The following is a 16,317-nucleotide window of genomic DNA, read 5'->3' as shown; positions in this document are numbered from 1 at the left end:
ACATTTCTTACAACCTAACTTTTAACTGAGTTAAAGTTTTTCCAGTATAGAAAGGAATACGGTTAAATCCGACGAGCTTTAAAGAAACGCATACAAAATTCGACATCATTCAGTAAATGGAGTGAGTGTAATGAATAAGTGGCAGGATCAAGAAAGTCTGAAAGAGCTACTTTGTCATCTGATAGAATTTCCTAGTATTACAGGATCTGATGCAGAACTTGCAATTAGTGAATTCATTTATATGAAGCTTAATGAGCTAGACTATTTTAACGAAAACCCTGAAGACTTACAAATACACCCAACACGAGATGGACGTAAGTTTGTAACAGCATTTGTGCGGAATAGTAATCAGCCGAAAACAGTCGTACTCATTAGCCACTTTGATGTAGTTGATATAGAGGATTACGGAGAATGGAAGAACCTAGCCTTTCGCCCTAAGGAGCTTACTCAAGAATTCCGTGCCAATTTCAATGAGCTACCTCAAGCTGTACAGGAGGATTTAAATAACGGTGAATGGTTATTTGGTAGAGGTTCCATGGATATGAAGGCAGGGCTCGCACTGCAAATGTCCATGATTGAAAAAGCTTGTAACGGGGAATTCGATGGTAATCTATTACTCCTAACCGTTCCAGACGAAGAAGCGAACTCTACAGGTATGATGGAAGCTGTGGAGGTTTTACTTGATATGTCTCAAACGCACCAGCTTGAGTATACAGCATGCCTGAACTCAGAGCCTGTTTTCACACGTTATCCTGGTGATACGAACCAATATGTATACACAGGATCAATCGGAAAATTACTTCCAGGGTTTTTATGCTATGGAATGGAAACGCATGTCGGAGAACCCTTTTCAGGAATTAATGCAAACTATATGGCATCTGAGCTTTCAAGAGCCCTAGAATTAAATACTGATTTTTGTGAAGCCATTGACGGAGAGGTCACACCTCCACCAACGAATTTAATGCAGAAAGATCTTAAAGAAGAATATTCTGTGCAAATTCCTCATGTAGCTGTAGCCTTGTACAATTTGATGGTGATGGAAAGATCCGTTTCTGACATCAACAATGATATGCTTACATTAGCGAATAAAGTCGCAAGGCAAATTGAAAAGCATTTGTACGATCGAGCGATGACCTTTACACAATGGGAATCGTTTCAACCGATGGATCACAAGATATCCGTGTTCACCTATGAACAGTTACTTGAAAAAGCGATAGAACAGTACGGAGAAGCGGAGATTGTTCGTCGACAAGCTTACATTGCAGCGAACTTTAAGGTGCTAGGGGACAGAGATTTATCCACTCGCTTAGTATCCGATCTTGCAGGACTTTGTAAAGACGAAGGACCAATGATCGTCCTATTTTACAGTCCACCCTTTTATCCAGCTGTATCGTCCAGAAACAACTCGAAAATCCAGAACGTCGTTGGAGAATTAATCGACCTCGCTGAGAAGAAGTATAATATAACTATTAAAGAACAGCACTATTTTGCAGGACTGTCAGATTTAAGCTTCACGAGCTTATCACAGCCTGTTGAAGCACTGAAACCATTGTTTGGAAATATGCCGTTATTTCAAAATGGGTACCAGTTCCCACTAGATGAACTTCAACAGCTTAAGATTCCTGTGATGAACTTTGGACCACTGGGACGAGATGCACATAAATGGACAGAGCGATTAAATGTGGATTACTCGTTTGGTGCGTTTCATGAAATGTTACCAGTTGCTATATCCAAATTGCTAAAATAACGGAGGCGTTAAGATTTTGAATTCAGAACGCATACATTGCATTAGTTTACCTACTCCTTTCGCAGTTGGAGATGTGAACGTCTATCTAATTGAAAGCGAAAAGTTAACTTTAGTGGATACGGGCCCGAAAACAGATGAGGCATGGGCGTCATTGAAGCGTCAGATCGATGCACTTGGATTTCAAGTATCCGATATCGAGCAAGTCGTACTCACTCACCACCACCCAGATCACGTCGGGCTTTCTGATTATTTTACAGAACACAGCGTCCGATTCATCACCATGGCTTACAACTTACCATGGTTGAAAAAAGACCCAGCCTTCTTTGAGCACCATGATGCATTTTACTTAACCGTTTATAGAGAAATGGGCATTGAAAAATTTCATAAAAAAGCAATGGAAACCGTCAGAGGGTATCTAGATTATTCCTGCACGATCGATGTGGATGTTGTAGTTGAAGAAGGGGATGCGATTGACGGCTTACCTGGGTGGACCGTTGTTGAAACATTAGGTCATGCCCAAGGACATCTGTCGTTATTAAGAGACACTGATGGTGTGATGATCGGCGGAGATCATCTCATTAAGCATATCTCTTCAAACGCATTAATTGAACCGCCACCAATTGGTGAAACAGAACGACCAAAGACGTTATTACAATACCGAGATTCTCTTATGAAGGTGATCGACAGAAACGTGATAAAAGTGTATGCAGGACATGGAAAACCGGTAGAACATCCGAAAGAGCTTGTGCACTTGCGTCTATTAAAGCAAGAAGAACGTGCTGACGATATTTTAAAAATGATAAGTCAAGAAGCGTTAACGGGCTTTGAAATTTGCCAGAAGCTCTTTCCAACAATCTTTTTGAAAGAGCTAGGGCTGACGATGTCAGAAACACTTGGTCACTTGGATTTATTAAAGAGGGACGATCGATTGAAGGTTGTAGAAAAGGAAGGCGTATTATATTTTCAGGCAAAAGAGGTCGCTAAGCATGAGTGTCGCTAAAGTTGTCGTGATCACAGGCGCATCAAGTGGTATCGGAGCAGAAATGGCAAAGATGATCGCGGCAAAAGGCTGGACGCCTGTTTTGATGGCACGCTCAATTGAAAAGCTGGAGTACCTTCGTAATGAAATCCAAAATGACTTCAAAGTGAAGGCGTATTCTTATCAGCTGGATGTACAAGACCTGCCCCAAATCGAACAGGTTTTCAACCGGATCGAAAAAGAGGTCGGTTCGATTGATGTTTTAATTAACAACGCGGGTTATGGTATTTTTGATTATTTTTTAGATGCGAAGATGGAAGACGTTAAAGGAATGTTTGATACGAATGTGATCGGATTGATGGCTTGTACGAAAGTTGTTTTACCAGAAATGGTTGAGCGAAGGAGCGGTCACATTATCAACATCGCTTCGCAAGCTGCTAAGCTCGCAACGACCAAAGGTAGTGGCTATGCTGCGACGAAGCACGCCGTTCTTGGTTTTACAAACAGCTTACGGATGGAAGTCAAAGATTACGGTATTCATGTGACGACAGTAAATCCTGGTCCCATACGAACCAACTTCTTTAAAGTAGCCGATAAGAGTGGGCAATATGAAAAAAATATTGAAAAGTGGTTACTCCCAGCTGAACTCGTTTCACGAAAAGTGATCTCGACGATAGAAAAACCCGTACGTGAAGTCAATTTACCAGGTTGGATGGAAGTAGGGAGTAAACTTTATCAACTCGCTCCTGCGCTTGTTGAAAAGCTAGGAAAGAAAGCATTTAGCCAGAAATAAGAAAGGGGTGTCCCAAAACATCTATGAAAGTAGTTGTATGGGGCATCCTATTTTAGTTGAAAAGAAGGTTATCGTGCATATATTGAAATTATCGTGCATATATTGAAATTATCGTGCATATATCGAGATTATCGTGCATATATCGAAATTATCGTGCATATATCGAAATTATCGTGCATATATCGAGATTATCGTGCATAACGGGTTAAACAAAAAAATAGGAGCTTCCCATTAAGGACTCATAATCCTTTTCGGTCAGCCCTTTTTCTGTAGTTATTGCTGTGTTGCCAAGTATTGATAAACTTGGTCATGTACGACGACATAAGTTGGTTCTTCTTGTTGTTGTTCTATCTTTGTACCAATTTCTTCAACTAATACGTCATAATCTTCATTTGTGAAGGGGGATAATTCTAGATCTCCAAAATATTCTATTAAACAACGATCAATCATCTTCTTAATAAAAAGTGCTTCCACAATACGCACAACCTTTCCTTTCATAACGATAGTGGAGAGAAAGCTTATCGTCAACAAATTCATTGTTATTTGTTGAAGAAGGAAAAGTTTAACTCCATTCCGAATATAGTTATACAAGAATAAAGGGGGAATGATTCATGCGTATAAAAGTGGTGATGAATAGCGGAAAAGAGTATGTGCTTCAAATGGAACAAAATGATTTTCAAAGCCTCGTTTTGACACAGGATGAATCTGTTCGAGATGAACTTATTGAGATCCATCCTTCTTTATACATCAATCCTTCACACATTTCTTCGTATGAAATTCTAGATTAAATACCATTTTTTTCTTGAAAATGTAAGATTAATGGATTACCATGGAATTATAAAAACTAACCAGTCAGTTTTATATAAGGAGGATATGTTCAATGATTGTGATTGAACGTTTATCAAACTGTTCGCTAACGGATGTCCTTGACGCTTGGAACAATGGATTTAAAGGCTACTATACAGATATGACGATGACAATTGACCGTTTTCTTCAACGTATGGTTCAAGAAGGTTTTTCCGCAGACGATTCTATTGTCGCATTTGTTAATCGAGTTCCAGCAGGAATCGTACTAAATGGATTTCGTAATGTTGAAGGAAAGCTCATTGGCTACAACGGAGGTACCGCTGTTGCGCCAGAATTTCGACGAATGGGTGTTGGCAAAAGGATGATGGAAGCGGTAATCGATCTCTATAAGCAAAAGGGAGTAGATGAAGCTCATCTTGAAGCCATTCACGATAATCATGCTGCAATCAAATTATATGAATCCCTCGGATATTCAACGTCGGACCGGGTCTTTTTCCTGCAACAACAAGGTCCAATACGTGTACAACCGAAGAAACTTGACCCATTATGGGCATTTGAAACGAAAGCTCCTCACTTTGTTCAGCATCTTGATTTTTACGATTGTAGTGGACCTTGGCAAACACAATGGCAAAGTGTGGGTAACGGTGATGCTCTTGTCGTTTCTGAAAATGGACGTGACATTGGATATGGGCTTTACCGAAAGGTGTATGATCCCTACGGCATGCTATCCACTATTGTGCTGCATCAAATAGAGGTCAACTCAAGTACCGAAAAGCGAGAAGCGTTGATCGATACGCTTCTGCACAAAATTTTCGAACCTACCGCCTCATGCAAACGTCTCGTGATCAATCTCTCTAATCAAAAACGGGAAACATTCGAAGCCATTCGTCGACTAGGATTCTCAACGATGGTTGAACAAGTCTGCATGAATATGGGAATAAAGGAGTCGATTAAACCAAATGCCACGCGTATCAGAGAATTATAAGGAAGAGAAGCGTGAAGCTATTCTTGATTCAGCTGCTCAATGCTTTGCTGAGAAAGGGTTTAGTGAAACGACAGTAGATGATATTGCGAAAGCTTCGAAAACGAGTAAAGGCTCCATTTATTTATATTTTAAGAGTAAAGAAGAAATTTTTCATAAACTGAACGATCGTAGAACGGAGAAGTATTTTGAAATTAAAGAGCAACTCAGTGAATTTAAAAATGCTACGGCCAAAATAGATTACTTATTTCAGTATTTCATTAGTGGCAAGATGGATGACAATACATTAAACCATATAGCCGTTCAGTTCGAATTTTGGATTTACGCAACTAAAGCGGGAAGACAGCAAGTATTTGATGATCGGGTAGAACGATTTACTACTTTTATTACGGAAATTATTGAAGAAGGCATTGAATCTGGTGAATTTCGAGAAGATGTGCAAGTTAAAGAGTTCTCAAGATTATTTTGGTCGACTTTAGATGGAATTGTCCTCCACCTGTTGTTCCATAAGGATATTACTGAGCACCGATCAATGCTTCGCCTTTATGAACAGATGATTTTCAAGTACTTACAAAACTAAACTCAGACTACAGACTGAGAACAATAACGTACTTGAGACAGTATGAACGCTGTTTGAATTAGTAGAAAATGGATTTAAGGTTATTGAGTGGAGGCGAATGGATATGGAAGCAGTAGTTGAACAACAGCGGGAGAAGCAATCTCCTGCCATATGGAAAAATCGGAACTTCTTATTTCTATGGATAGCGGGGCTTTGTTCAAGTTTTGGTTTGTCCATCTTTATGTTCTCAGAGGCATGGTATGTTGTAGAAGTGATGGGTCTTGAAGCATCACTAGGACTCGTATTTATTGCATCAAGCATTCCTCGTGTTTTATTTATGATGATCGGCGGCGCGGTGGCTGATCGTTTCAGCAAAAGCGTCATTATGTTTTTATCGGATATATTGCGTGCTGGAGTAGCAATCGCACTCGTTATGTGGCTATTGTTTGGTGACGTATCGATATGGTCATTTGTAACTTTTGCGCTCATATTCGGAATTTTAGATGCATTTTTCTGGCCGGCTAATGGTGGTTTGTTACCTGCTCTAGTGAGTAAAGAGCAGCTTACAAGAGCAAATTCTGTCATTCAGATGACGAGCCAATCTTCCTTTATAGTTGGACCAATGCTTGCGGGTGCTGTCATTGCATTGGGAAGTTATGTGATAGCATTCTCGGCAACAGCTGCATTATTGATTATTGCGAGCATTGCAATCCTCTTAATCCGCACATCAAAAAAGAAGACAGAAACGACAGATCAAGAAAACCATGGATCACAATTACTCAAGTCTATTAAAGAAGGAATTTCTTATGTAAAAACGTCTTCTTTTCTGTTAGCCCTGATTCTCTTTGCAGTATTTATCAATCTTTTTCTCGTGGGACCATTGCAAATGGGTTTACCTTTGTTCGTCAAGAATGTGTTAGGTGGGACTTCTCTTGATTTCAGTTACCTTGAAGGAACACTTGCAGGCGGCATGTTGATCGGGTCCATTATCATTGGGGTTCTAAATGTACAAAAACGAAGAGGTTTATTGGTCATCATAGCGGTCGGCTTCAACGGACTTGTATTTACTTTATTTAGCTTCACGAGTGAATTATGGCAAAGCCTAGCACTAATCGCACTACTCGGAACGACTTTCTCAGTCATTAACATCCCAATTATCGCAGCCATTCAAACGATTGTGAAGGAAGAAATGATGGGAAGAGTGATGAGCCTGTTGTCCATGGCTTCTCTCGGCTTAGTACCGGTGTCCTTTGCAATTACCTCAATGGTCCTATCATTAGGGGTGGATATTACAACCATTATGCTATCGGGTGGAGCGCTCGTCGTCATATTAGCCATTCTCATCTACGCTAAAGTACCAGGCTTAAGAGACTTTGACTAAGTGATAACAATCAACATGAATGGGGCTGTCCACTGATCTTCTGACAGCCCCTTTTTTATTTCTGACGTACCTCTATCGAATAATAGATCTTTCTATTGATCTATTTATTTTATGGTAAAATAAGGATGGGGAAACGATTATAAAGCTAGGGGCGGACACTAGACCTAGTGTTTCAAAAAAGGGGGAAGTAATTTGGATATACAGATAAGAGAAGCCAAAAAGACTGACTTTGAAGGGGTTCATCAAATACAAAGACAAGTTCATGAATTACATACAAAGGAAAGACCAGACCATTATAAGATGGCAGAAATCACGTTAGACAAAGAGTATTTCAACAACTTGATAGAAGGAGAAAACACGAAGGTATTCATATTAGAAGAAGACAAACCCATCGCTTATACCATCCTTACTATTAATCATACCGAGGAAAGACCCATACTTATTCCGAAGAAAGTTGTCTATATGAACGATTTTGGCGTCGATATGAAGTTCAGACGAAATGGGTTGGGGAAAATATTTTTTAGAAAAATATTGGAGTTCGCTAAAAACATAGAAGCGGATTCACTAGAATTAGGTGTGTATGAATTTAACGAAAGTGCAATCAAATTTTATGAATCAATGAATTTAGAGACAAAAATGAGACGGATGGAAATAAATTTATAATATCAGTCTAAATGGCTAATGTAACATGAATTAAAAGGAGAGAGCATTGTGGCTACTTGGGTTACTCATTTTAGAATTACTGAAGAATTACTTAAAGAGGTATTTCCAGTTTCAACAATTGACTTTTTGGTAGGTAATATTGGTCCGGATTGCGGGCTAAAGGGAGAAAATGGTAAACCTAACCCTCCTAAAGAAATTACTCATTTCAAGATTGATGGAAAAATAAACTCTGATTATTTTTACGATCAATATCTCAGAAATTGGAATGAAGATTTGTCCAGTGAGTTTTCTTATTATTTAGGATATTACATACATTTGGTTACGGATGAAGAGTGGATTAAACTCTTGAAACATAAGAAAAAGGAAGAAGTGTACCAAGCAATATTAAATACTCCTGAATACGCAAACCTTGTTAAAAGAGATTGGTACGGATTAGATTTTCTATATCTTAAAGATCACAAAGAGAATATTTTCTGGACTGAATTTCAGCACATAACTGACTTTCCAGAGTATTTAAGTTTCTTTCCGAAGGGTCAAACGCTTAAACAAATTAGAAATATTACTGAATTCTATCAAAGTAATAAGGTTTCCACTGACCACAAGTTTATATATCTCGCCTCATATGAAGTCGATGAGTTTGTAGATAATACGGTACAAAAGATCAAGATATTATTAAAAGATAAGATTAAGTCATTAGCTTATTAACTTCTAAACGAGCCATTATATAATGATTTATGAAGAGGAGCGGTGATTTGAGATTAAAATCAAATATTTCTTTCATATTGATAGGTTCCATATTTCTTATGGGTGGTTGTAATTTATATCAAAGCAATAATATCCCCATAGAGATGGTGGCATTTAACAGTTTAACAAAGGAAGAGGTAAATAAAATCCCAGTCTCTCCAAAGGATTCTGTCGTTAATGAAGTGATTGTAAGTGAAGATCTTGGGAAACAAATAGGTGATAAATTTATTGGCAAAACCATATATTCTGTAACCTTCAACAACACAGAAGACGATACCAACGGGAGACTAATCGTTTATGTTAGTAACGACAAAGAGACAGTTATTGGAAAAGGATATGAGAACCGAAAATAATGCCACAAATAAATTTGGTGCAGCATGGAAGTAACTAGGACGCGTGCTGGAAGGAGGTTTGCAAAGTATGAAAAATAACAACAAAGTTGCTCTATTAGTTTCTATAATCGTATTAGTAGGTATTCCAATTCTTTTTCTCATCATATCAATATCAACAGGTAAATGGGGTTATCTTGCTTGGAGTTTACCACCTTCCTTTGCTGCAGGTTTTACAGGTTTGATGATAACTTATAATCAAATGAAAAAAGAGAAAAATAGTGCTTAAAGTTTCACCTTATCTTTGTATACTTGTTTTCGTATCCATAATTTCTGGATGTAACACAATCTCAAATGGTTCTTATTCAGCGATTCTTATTTATAATAACGAAGAATTCAACTCTAGAGGTTATGTAGAAGAAAATAAATATACAATTGGTAAAGAAATTGGAATTGTGTCAAAGAAAGTAAAACCTAAGGAAATGCCTACTCATAACTTGTGGTCAAATTATTTGGAAAAAGGTACTGTATTGTATCGTTCGAATGAAGATAAATCAGTGATATTGGTCAAACACGATGATCAAATCGAAATATTTAAAAAGGCTACTGGTGATTAAACAAGATGCGTTGATCCAGGTAGGCTCATGGTTATTTAAATCTAATTAAAGGAGGGAGAATATTGCAGGACTACATACAACTCATCAATGATCAAAAGTTTCGAGAAGCAAATGTTTTGCTATTAAAGCTAGTGGAAGAATCTCCAAACGACCCGGTCATTAACTTTTATTGTGCTGTAACTTACGATGCTTTAGGGATGGAAAGGAAAGCAATACAATTCTATAAAGCAGCTCTTACTAGTGAAATTAATGGACCGCTCAGAGAACGTACATATGTACAGTTGGGTAGCAGCTATAGATGTGTTGGTGAATATCAAAAGTGTAGAAACATATTGGAAGAAGGAATGATGGAATATCCCCATAATTTAGCAATGAAAGTTTTCCATTCTATGGTGATGTATAACTTGAATGAAAATGAAGAGTCAATGACTAGCTTATTATCAATCTTAGTTTCTACCACTTCTGATCCTTGGATAGCAAAGTATAGTAAAGCACTGGAGTTCTATTCCGATAAACTGGATCAGACTTGGTAAAATGTTAGAAAAAGAATAGGGATGAAGCCTATGAGAAAATTTCTAATTCGTAAAAGGCGACCAATTTTATTATCAATAGATAGAGGAGTTGTGTGTATTGATTTTACATTCTAAAGTGTTTGGAACTGGTGATCCAATCGTATTTCTCCATACAGGGTTACAAACTGGAGAGTCTGATTTCTCGGAAATTAAGGAACAACTTGAAGGAGCGCATCAGGTCATCTTACTAGACCTGAGAGGACATGGAAAATCATTTAGTGATAAACTAGATGACTTTCTGGTGGATTCGATTGAAGACATAAATGAAACATTTCAATCATTAAAGATTGAAGACGCTCATATCGTAGGTTGTTCACTCGGTGCATTTGTAGCACTTGGTTATGCGAAAAAGTACCCCAACCACCTTAAAAGTCTGACTATTTCTGGTGTTATGTCTGAATTGCCAAGTAATTGGCCGCAGCTCCATAAAGAAGACACGATAAAACAAACAATGTTACTTGAAGATCATGCTACAGTTGAATATTTCAATCAACTCCACGACTCGGATTGGAAGCAGTTTCTGCATATGGCAAGAGATGAAAACTGGTATCCTCTTGCATTAACTAATGACATATCTGATGTGAAAGTGCCGATGCTTTTTATTGTAGGAGAAGGCAATAAAGCTGAAGTGAAAACAGCATCTCAGTATCAAACGATGAAAGAGGACGTTCACGTCTCGGTAATTCCTTTCGCCTCCCATCTGGTGCATTCCCAGCAACCTCGACAGTTTGTTACTACATTGCAGCAATTTATCAACCATTATACTGTCGTCATAAATTGAGAAAATACACACAAAGAAGGCGTGGCACAAGATTTGTGCCACGCCTTTTTTACGATGCTTTATTTTTATATTTATTTTCTTGTTTATTTAACATGTCTAACTCAGCTTTATCTTTCCTCAATGCTTTGTAGAGTGAGTAAACCATCATCAACATGATAAGCGAGAATGGAAAGGCTGCTGAAATCAATGCGTTTTGTAATGCTTGGAGTCCTCCTGTATAGAGTAATACAGATGCAATAGTAGATTGTGCAATACCCCAAGCAAACTTGACGGCCTTTGGTGGGTTCAATGACCCGTTAGTCGTTTGCATACCTAAGACGAACGTAGCAGAGTCTGCTGATGTAATGAAAAATGTACCGATCAACATCATTGCGAGTACGGATAATGCGATACTGAATGGAAATTGATCAAATACGCCAAATAACATTTGTTCATCAGGTAAACTGGCAATGTCTGCACCGTTTTTCTCAGACTCAATGGCCGACATTCCGAATACGGCCATCCATAAGAAACTAACGATCGACGGTACGATTAAAACGCCAGATAAGAATTCACGGATGGATCGGCCTTTTGAAACACGTGCTATGAAAATGCCGACAAATGGAGACCATGCAATCCACCATGCCCAAAAGAATACAGTCCAGTTCATGACCCATTTTTGTTTATCAGGATTTTCGGGTGATAAACGGAAGCTTTCTGCGGCAATACTTTGAATATAAGCTCCAAGGGTATCTGTAAATGTGTTCATGATATATAGTGTTGGTCCAATGATAAGCATAGCGATGAATAAAATCGTTGCTAATCCCATATTGGCGTTACTTAAGTATTTAATCCCTTTACTTAGACCGGTATATGCTGAAATCATAAATAACACTGTGACAACGAAAATGATGACCAATTGAATCCAGAATTGTTTCTCAATTCCTAGTAAGTAGGTAAACCCTCCATTGATTTGTGCCGCACCAAATCCGAGGGTTGTAGCCACTCCGACAATCGTTGCAAATACTGCGATGACGTCTACCAATGTTCCCCATGGACCTTTCATCTTATCTCCAAATAAAGGTTCCAAGGTCGCACTGATCAATCCAGGTTTATTGTGACGGAATTTGAAGTAGGCGAGTACAAGTGCAACGACAGCATAAATGGCCCACGCGTGAATACCGTAATGGAAAAAAGTGATTCTCATCGCATCTCGAAGCGCTTCGGCTGTGCCTGGCTCTGCTACAGGTGGCGTTTTAATATATTGGGAGATGGGTGCAGCTGCACCGTAGAATACAAGTCCAATTCCCATACCAGCACTGAATAGCATCGCAAACCAAGTTGAGTAACTGTAATCAGGTTGATCATCAGGTTTGCCAAGTTTGATTTTGCCATATGGACTGAAAATCATATATAAACAGAAAATGACAAACAATGAAACGATCAATAAATAATACCATCCAAAATGAACAGAAATGTACGTTTGAATGGTACCGGTAATTCTTTCTAAGTTTTTTGGAGCTAATGAACCCCAAATGGAAGCAAAGATTGTAATCGCTAAAGTAATCCAAAATACAGGTGTAATTTTCTTCATACCATTCTCCTTTCGGTAATGTGCGAAATTTGTCGTCTACCATGATAAATACCCCGAGTCTCAAACAATAAACAATTATGTCATTAAAATAAAAGTTTTTCAAAGTCAGTTACATTTAAGTCTTTAGCATAGTGGTATAGACAACTATACATGTATGCTCGTATACTTTAAGTAAGAGGTGATGCAATTGTCTACACATTCAATCGTTGGAGGAAGAGTGTTTGTTGGGGAATCAGGTTTTCAACAGTTGAACATACATATTGAAGGTGAACAGATCACAGATTTAACAAATGACTTTCGTGACAATTCATCAACCATCAAATTGGACGATGATGACATTGTACTACCTGGTCGCATAGATGGTCATATCCATGGTGCAGCTGGTTTTGATGTGATGGATGCGACAATTGAAGCGATCGAAGGAATTGCTTCTGCACTTGTAAAAGAAGGGACGACAAGCTTCCTTCCCACTACAATGACGGCTGGACAAGAAAAAATTGAGAACGCTTTACAAACTATAAATGACTACCAACAATTTCATAATAATAGAGAAAAAGCGGAAGTGATCGGTATTCACCTTGAGGGTCCTTTCATCTCTACAAACAAGATCGGAGCGCAAAACCCAAAGTACATACAAATGCCAAATTTTGAACTTTTTCAAAAGTGGTATCAAATCTCAGGCTCGAACATTAAAGTCGTCACTTTAGCACCTGAGATAAAAGGGGCGACGTCTTTTATCAAACATCTCACAAAAAACGGGGTCGTTGTATCTATCGGTCATAGTAATGCAACTTATGCTCAAGTTAAGGCTGCTTTATCGGCAGGCGCTTCTCAATTCACGCATTTGTATAATGCAATGCGTCCCTTACATCACCGTGAGCCAGGTGTTGTCGGCGGTGCTTTTCTCAATCAAGACGCTCTTGCAGAATTAATTGTCGACGGTTTACATTGTGCGCCGGAAATGGTCAAACTAGCCTTTGATATCAAAGGAAAGCAAGGGTTGATGTTGATTACGGATGCAATGAGAGCAAAATGCTTAGGGAACGGAACATATGAACTAGGTGGACTAGAAGTGTACGTGCAAGAAGGGAAAGCAACGTTAAAGGACGGGACTCTGGCAGGGAGTATTCTTACGATGCAAGACGCTTGCTGGAATATGATGAATTACACGAACGCAAATATTGACGATCTAGTTTTCATGAACTCAATCAATCCAGCCAAACAATATGGCGTCTATAACAGAAAAGGTTCAATTAACATTGGGAAAGATGCAGACCTCATCATACTCGATTCTAATTACGAATTGAAAATGACCATCTGTCGCGGGGAAATAGCTTATGAGAAGAGGTGTTAATGTGAACATCATCACTGTGGATCATCATAAACACATGAGCAAGATCGCATCTGAATTCATATATGAAGCGATACATCGTAATCCTAATCTTGTACTTGGTGTCGCTACCGGAAGTACACCTGAGCAAACATACGAACGATTGGTTGAAAAGATAAAACAAGATCCTATAGACCTTTCTAAGCTAAAGACCGTCAATCTAGATGAATATGTAGGACTACCTCGTGAACACGAGGAAAGCTATTGGCAATATATGATCCAGCACTTGTATGCCCCTTTGGAATTATCTATAGATCAAGGACTTGTTCCTGATGGCATGAGTGCTAATTTAGATGAAGAATGTATTCAATACGAACGAAAGATTGAACGCTTAGGAGGGATTGATCTCCAAATGCTCGGTGTGGGCGTAAATGGACACATTGGTTTTAATGAACCTGGCACCTCTTTTGACTCTAATACCCATGTTGTAGAATTAACGGAAAGCACGAGAATCGCAAATGCAAGGTTCTTTCAAAATCAACAAGATGTCCCAACTAAAGCGATTACAGTAGGGATTTCTACGATTATGAAAAGCCGCTCAATCATCCTTTTAGCATCTGGAAACGAAAAAGCGACAGCTGTTTCTACTTTGCTGAAAGGAGAGGTAAGCCCTGAATGGCCTGTAACGATTCTTAATCAACATGACGATGTCACTTTAATCGTAACGAAAGACGCTATAGAAACGGAGGAGCCAAATGCTTAACAAACAATCAACATTACCACTGTACACACAGGTTGAACAATTTTTAAAAGAAGAAATCAAGAGCGGTGGGTACCATACCGGTGATTTTGTTCCTTCAGAACGTGAGCTTTCAGAGAAATTTCAGATCAGCCGGATGACGGTTCGCCAGGCCATTAACAACATGGTCCATAACGGTGAACTATACAGAGAGAGAGGGAAAGGCACTTTCGTCGCTGCACCAAAACTCACTTATCCTTTAAAAGGTATCTTCAGTTTTACCGAAGATATGGAACGTAAAGGCCTTAAGCCTTCAACGAAAGTCATCAGTTTAACGACGGTTTCAAATGCCCCGAACCATATTTTGGGAAATTTGCAGTGTGATCGTAATGCCAAAGTGGTTCAATTGAAGCGAATTCGACTTGCGAATGAAAAGCCCGTAGCAGTCGAAACCGCTTATTTACCATACGAAATGTTTTCAAGTTTAACAGAGTGGGAGGCGAGTGGTTCCATTTATACGTACGTGAGGCAAACATTAAAGAAAAACATTCACAGGGCTAGTCAACAGATTGAAGCATCCATTGCTGGTGAGCATGACAGCTCTTTATTAGACATACAAACAGGAAGTCCTGTTCTCATCGTCAATCGTACGACCTATTTACATACAGGTGAGCCATTCGAGACTGTCCAAACCGTTTTTCGAGGTGATCAATATACGTTCTCCATAGAAATGGAGCATGGATCGGAGGATGAAGATGTATTACCTAGGAATTGATGGTGGTGGATCCAAAACGTGTCTCGCCGTCGTTAACGAATCCGGAAATCTGATCGCTTATCATGTTGGTGGACCGAGTAATCCTACATCCGTTCATATCGAAACGATAAATGAAATGTTGGATGGACTTTTCGAAAAGGTAAAAAACCAAGGCGTTAATTTTTCAGAAATAAAAGGGATTTGTGCTGGTTTTGCCGGGATGGAAAGCAGCCAATTGAAAGGTGAGCTCGAAACATTCCTCTCTTCCAAATTTCATCAAAATACGCAAGTTGAACTCTGTAATGACGCGATCACAGCGTTGTATTCAGGTACGAATGGACAACCGGGTATTGTGAACATTGCCGGAACTGGATCGATAACGTTCGGAGTGACGGACGAACGTAAAGTCGTTCGGACAGGAGGCTGGGGTTACTTATTAGAGCATTCTGGGAGTGGTTATGGTATCGGAAAAGCGGCGATCCATAAAGTATTCGATTCTTATGATGGGCTTATCGGGAAAACGGAGTTGACGGACCGGGTGCTTAGCCGTTTTTGTGTGGGAAGTCCACCCGAGTTAATTCCATTCATATATGGTCATCCAGACAGTAGGATGAAGATTGCATCCGTTTGTGAGGATGTTTTTCAGCTCATGAGAAAGGGTGATAGGTTATCTACACAAATCATAGAAACTGCGGCATCTGATATTTCCTTATCCATTCGCAATTTGATTACACGTTATTTTAACAAAAAGAATGAGATTAAGGTTGTACTTGCGGGAAGTGTGTTTAAGAGTAGTGATGTGATGCTACCTATAATGAGAAAGCATTTGCCACAAGAAGTAGATTTCATACTTCCACCATCTCCACCAATAGCAGGGGCGATCATCCAGAGTTATCAAATGGTGAACGGTCCATGTCCTAACACTTTCACAAACAATCTCCATCAATCACTTGCCACGGAGGTGTAA

General features: G+C 39.0%; 20 protein-coding genes. 18 read left to right on the top strand and 2 right to left on the bottom strand.

The window, feature by feature from the left end; genetic code table 11:
• The first annotated feature begins 130 nt into the window (after window positions 1-130).
• Genes L2716_RS08605 through L2716_RS08595 form a run of 3 tightly spaced genes read left to right on the top strand, consistent with a single transcriptional unit; the run spans window position 131 to window position 3,519 of the window.
• Window positions 131-1,747, top strand: a complete 1,617-nt coding sequence (locus tag L2716_RS08605) for a M20/M25/M40 family metallo-hydrolase (protein WP_236333675.1) — start codon at window positions 131-133, stop codon at window positions 1,745-1,747.
• Window positions 1,748-1,763: 16 nt separating this feature from the next.
• On the top strand, window positions 1,764-2,747 hold the full coding sequence (locus tag L2716_RS08600; protein ID WP_236333673.1) for an MBL fold metallo-hydrolase: 984 nt from the start codon (window positions 1,764-1,766) through the stop codon (window positions 2,745-2,747).
• Entirely contained in the window at window positions 2,734-3,519 is a 786-nt protein-coding gene (locus L2716_RS08595; protein ID WP_236333670.1) for an SDR family NAD(P)-dependent oxidoreductase, read from the top strand. Before L2716_RS08600 ends, L2716_RS08595 begins: the two co-directional genes overlap by 14 nt.
• A 273-nt stretch (window positions 3,520-3,792) precedes the next feature.
• Here the strand turns inward: L2716_RS08595 and L2716_RS08590 are convergent, their stop codons facing one another.
• Window positions 3,793-4,017 carry a YqzH family protein gene (locus tag L2716_RS08590; RefSeq protein ID WP_236333668.1) on the bottom strand — a complete coding sequence of 75 codons (225 nt, stop codon included), beginning with the start codon at window positions 4,015-4,017 and terminating at the stop codon, window positions 3,793-3,795.
• 113 nt (window positions 4,018-4,130) lie between these two features.
• Between L2716_RS08590 and L2716_RS08585 the strand changes: the two genes are divergently transcribed.
• The 11 genes from L2716_RS08585 to L2716_RS08535 all read left to right on the top strand — a co-directional run bounded on the left by L2716_RS08585 (window position 4,131) and on the right by L2716_RS08535 (window position 10,954).
• Complete coding sequence (locus L2716_RS08585) at window positions 4,131-4,307, top strand: hypothetical protein (protein ID WP_236333666.1); 177 nt, start codon at window positions 4,131-4,133, stop codon at window positions 4,305-4,307.
• A gap of 92 nt (window positions 4,308-4,399) precedes the next feature.
• Window positions 4,400-5,311, top strand: coding sequence for a GNAT family N-acetyltransferase (locus L2716_RS08580; RefSeq protein ID WP_236333664.1), 912 nt, complete (start codon window positions 4,400-4,402; stop codon window positions 5,309-5,311).
• Window positions 5,286-5,888, top strand: a complete 603-nt coding sequence (locus L2716_RS08575) for a TetR/AcrR family transcriptional regulator (RefSeq protein WP_236333662.1) — start codon at window positions 5,286-5,288, stop codon at window positions 5,886-5,888. Before L2716_RS08580 ends, L2716_RS08575 begins: the two co-directional genes overlap by 26 nt.
• Window positions 5,889-5,991: 103 nt before the next feature.
• Complete coding sequence (locus tag L2716_RS08570) at window positions 5,992-7,248, top strand: MFS transporter (RefSeq protein ID WP_236333660.1); 1,257 nt, start codon at window positions 5,992-5,994, stop codon at window positions 7,246-7,248.
• 192 nt (window positions 7,249-7,440) lie between these two features.
• Complete coding sequence (locus tag L2716_RS08565; RefSeq protein ID WP_236333658.1) at window positions 7,441-7,911, top strand: GNAT family N-acetyltransferase; 471 nt, start codon at window positions 7,441-7,443, stop codon at window positions 7,909-7,911.
• Window positions 7,912-7,959: 48 nt separating this feature from the next.
• A complete protein-coding gene (locus L2716_RS08560; RefSeq protein ID WP_236333656.1) occupies window positions 7,960-8,616 on the top strand; it encodes a zinc dependent phospholipase C family protein in 657 nt (218 codons plus the stop codon).
• A 47-nt stretch (window positions 8,617-8,663) separates the two neighbouring features.
• Window positions 8,664-9,008 carry a hypothetical protein gene (locus L2716_RS08555; protein WP_236333654.1) on the top strand — a complete coding sequence of 115 codons (345 nt, stop codon included), beginning with the start codon at window positions 8,664-8,666 and terminating at the stop codon, window positions 9,006-9,008.
• 67 nt (window positions 9,009-9,075) lie between these two features.
• Window positions 9,076-9,273, top strand: a complete 198-nt coding sequence (locus tag L2716_RS08550; RefSeq protein WP_236333652.1) for a hypothetical protein — start codon at window positions 9,076-9,078, stop codon at window positions 9,271-9,273.
• Entirely contained in the window at window positions 9,266-9,601 is a 336-nt protein-coding gene (locus L2716_RS08545) for a hypothetical protein (RefSeq protein ID WP_236333650.1), read from the top strand. The genes L2716_RS08550 and L2716_RS08545 overlap by 8 nt, the downstream gene beginning before the upstream one ends.
• 62 nt (window positions 9,602-9,663) lie before the next feature.
• A complete protein-coding gene (locus L2716_RS08540; RefSeq protein ID WP_236333648.1) occupies window positions 9,664-10,134 on the top strand; it encodes a tetratricopeptide repeat protein in 471 nt (156 codons plus the stop codon).
• Window positions 10,135-10,231: 97 nt separating this feature from the next.
• Complete coding sequence (locus tag L2716_RS08535) at window positions 10,232-10,954, top strand: alpha/beta fold hydrolase (RefSeq protein ID WP_236333645.1); 723 nt, start codon at window positions 10,232-10,234, stop codon at window positions 10,952-10,954.
• A gap of 49 nt (window positions 10,955-11,003) precedes the next feature.
• Here L2716_RS08535 and L2716_RS08530 read toward each other — a convergent pair whose 3' ends face one another.
• Complete coding sequence (locus L2716_RS08530) at window positions 11,004-12,527, bottom strand: glycine betaine uptake BCCT transporter (protein ID WP_236333643.1); 1,524 nt, start codon at window positions 12,525-12,527, stop codon at window positions 11,004-11,006.
• A 187-nt stretch (window positions 12,528-12,714) separates the two neighbouring features.
• Between L2716_RS08530 and nagA the strand changes: the two genes are divergently transcribed.
• From nagA to L2716_RS08510, 4 genes are read left to right on the top strand one after another with little or no spacing between them, the layout of a single operon-like run.
• Complete coding sequence (gene nagA / locus L2716_RS08525) at window positions 12,715-13,881, top strand: N-acetylglucosamine-6-phosphate deacetylase (RefSeq protein ID WP_236333641.1); 1,167 nt, start codon at window positions 12,715-12,717, stop codon at window positions 13,879-13,881.
• Window positions 13,865-14,620 carry a glucosamine-6-phosphate deaminase gene (gene nagB / locus L2716_RS08520; protein ID WP_236333638.1) on the top strand — a complete coding sequence of 252 codons (756 nt, stop codon included), beginning with the start codon at window positions 13,865-13,867 and terminating at the stop codon, window positions 14,618-14,620. Before nagA ends, nagB begins: the two co-directional genes overlap by 17 nt.
• Window positions 14,613-15,371 (top strand): GntR family transcriptional regulator, encoded by a 759-nt coding sequence (locus L2716_RS08515; RefSeq protein WP_236333636.1) that lies wholly within the window; start codon window positions 14,613-14,615, stop codon window positions 15,369-15,371. The genes nagB and L2716_RS08515 overlap by 8 nt, the downstream gene beginning before the upstream one ends.
• Window positions 15,352-16,317, top strand: a complete 966-nt coding sequence (locus tag L2716_RS08510) for an N-acetylglucosamine kinase (protein WP_236333635.1) — start codon at window positions 15,352-15,354, stop codon at window positions 16,315-16,317. The genes L2716_RS08515 and L2716_RS08510 overlap by 20 nt, the downstream gene beginning before the upstream one ends.

The organism is Pseudalkalibacillus berkeleyi (genome assembly GCF_021608225.1).
Taxonomy (GTDB): domain Bacteria; phylum Bacillota; class Bacilli; order Bacillales; family Fictibacillaceae; genus Pseudalkalibacillus; species Pseudalkalibacillus berkeleyi.
This window is presented reverse-complemented; position numbering and strand designations above follow the sequence as displayed.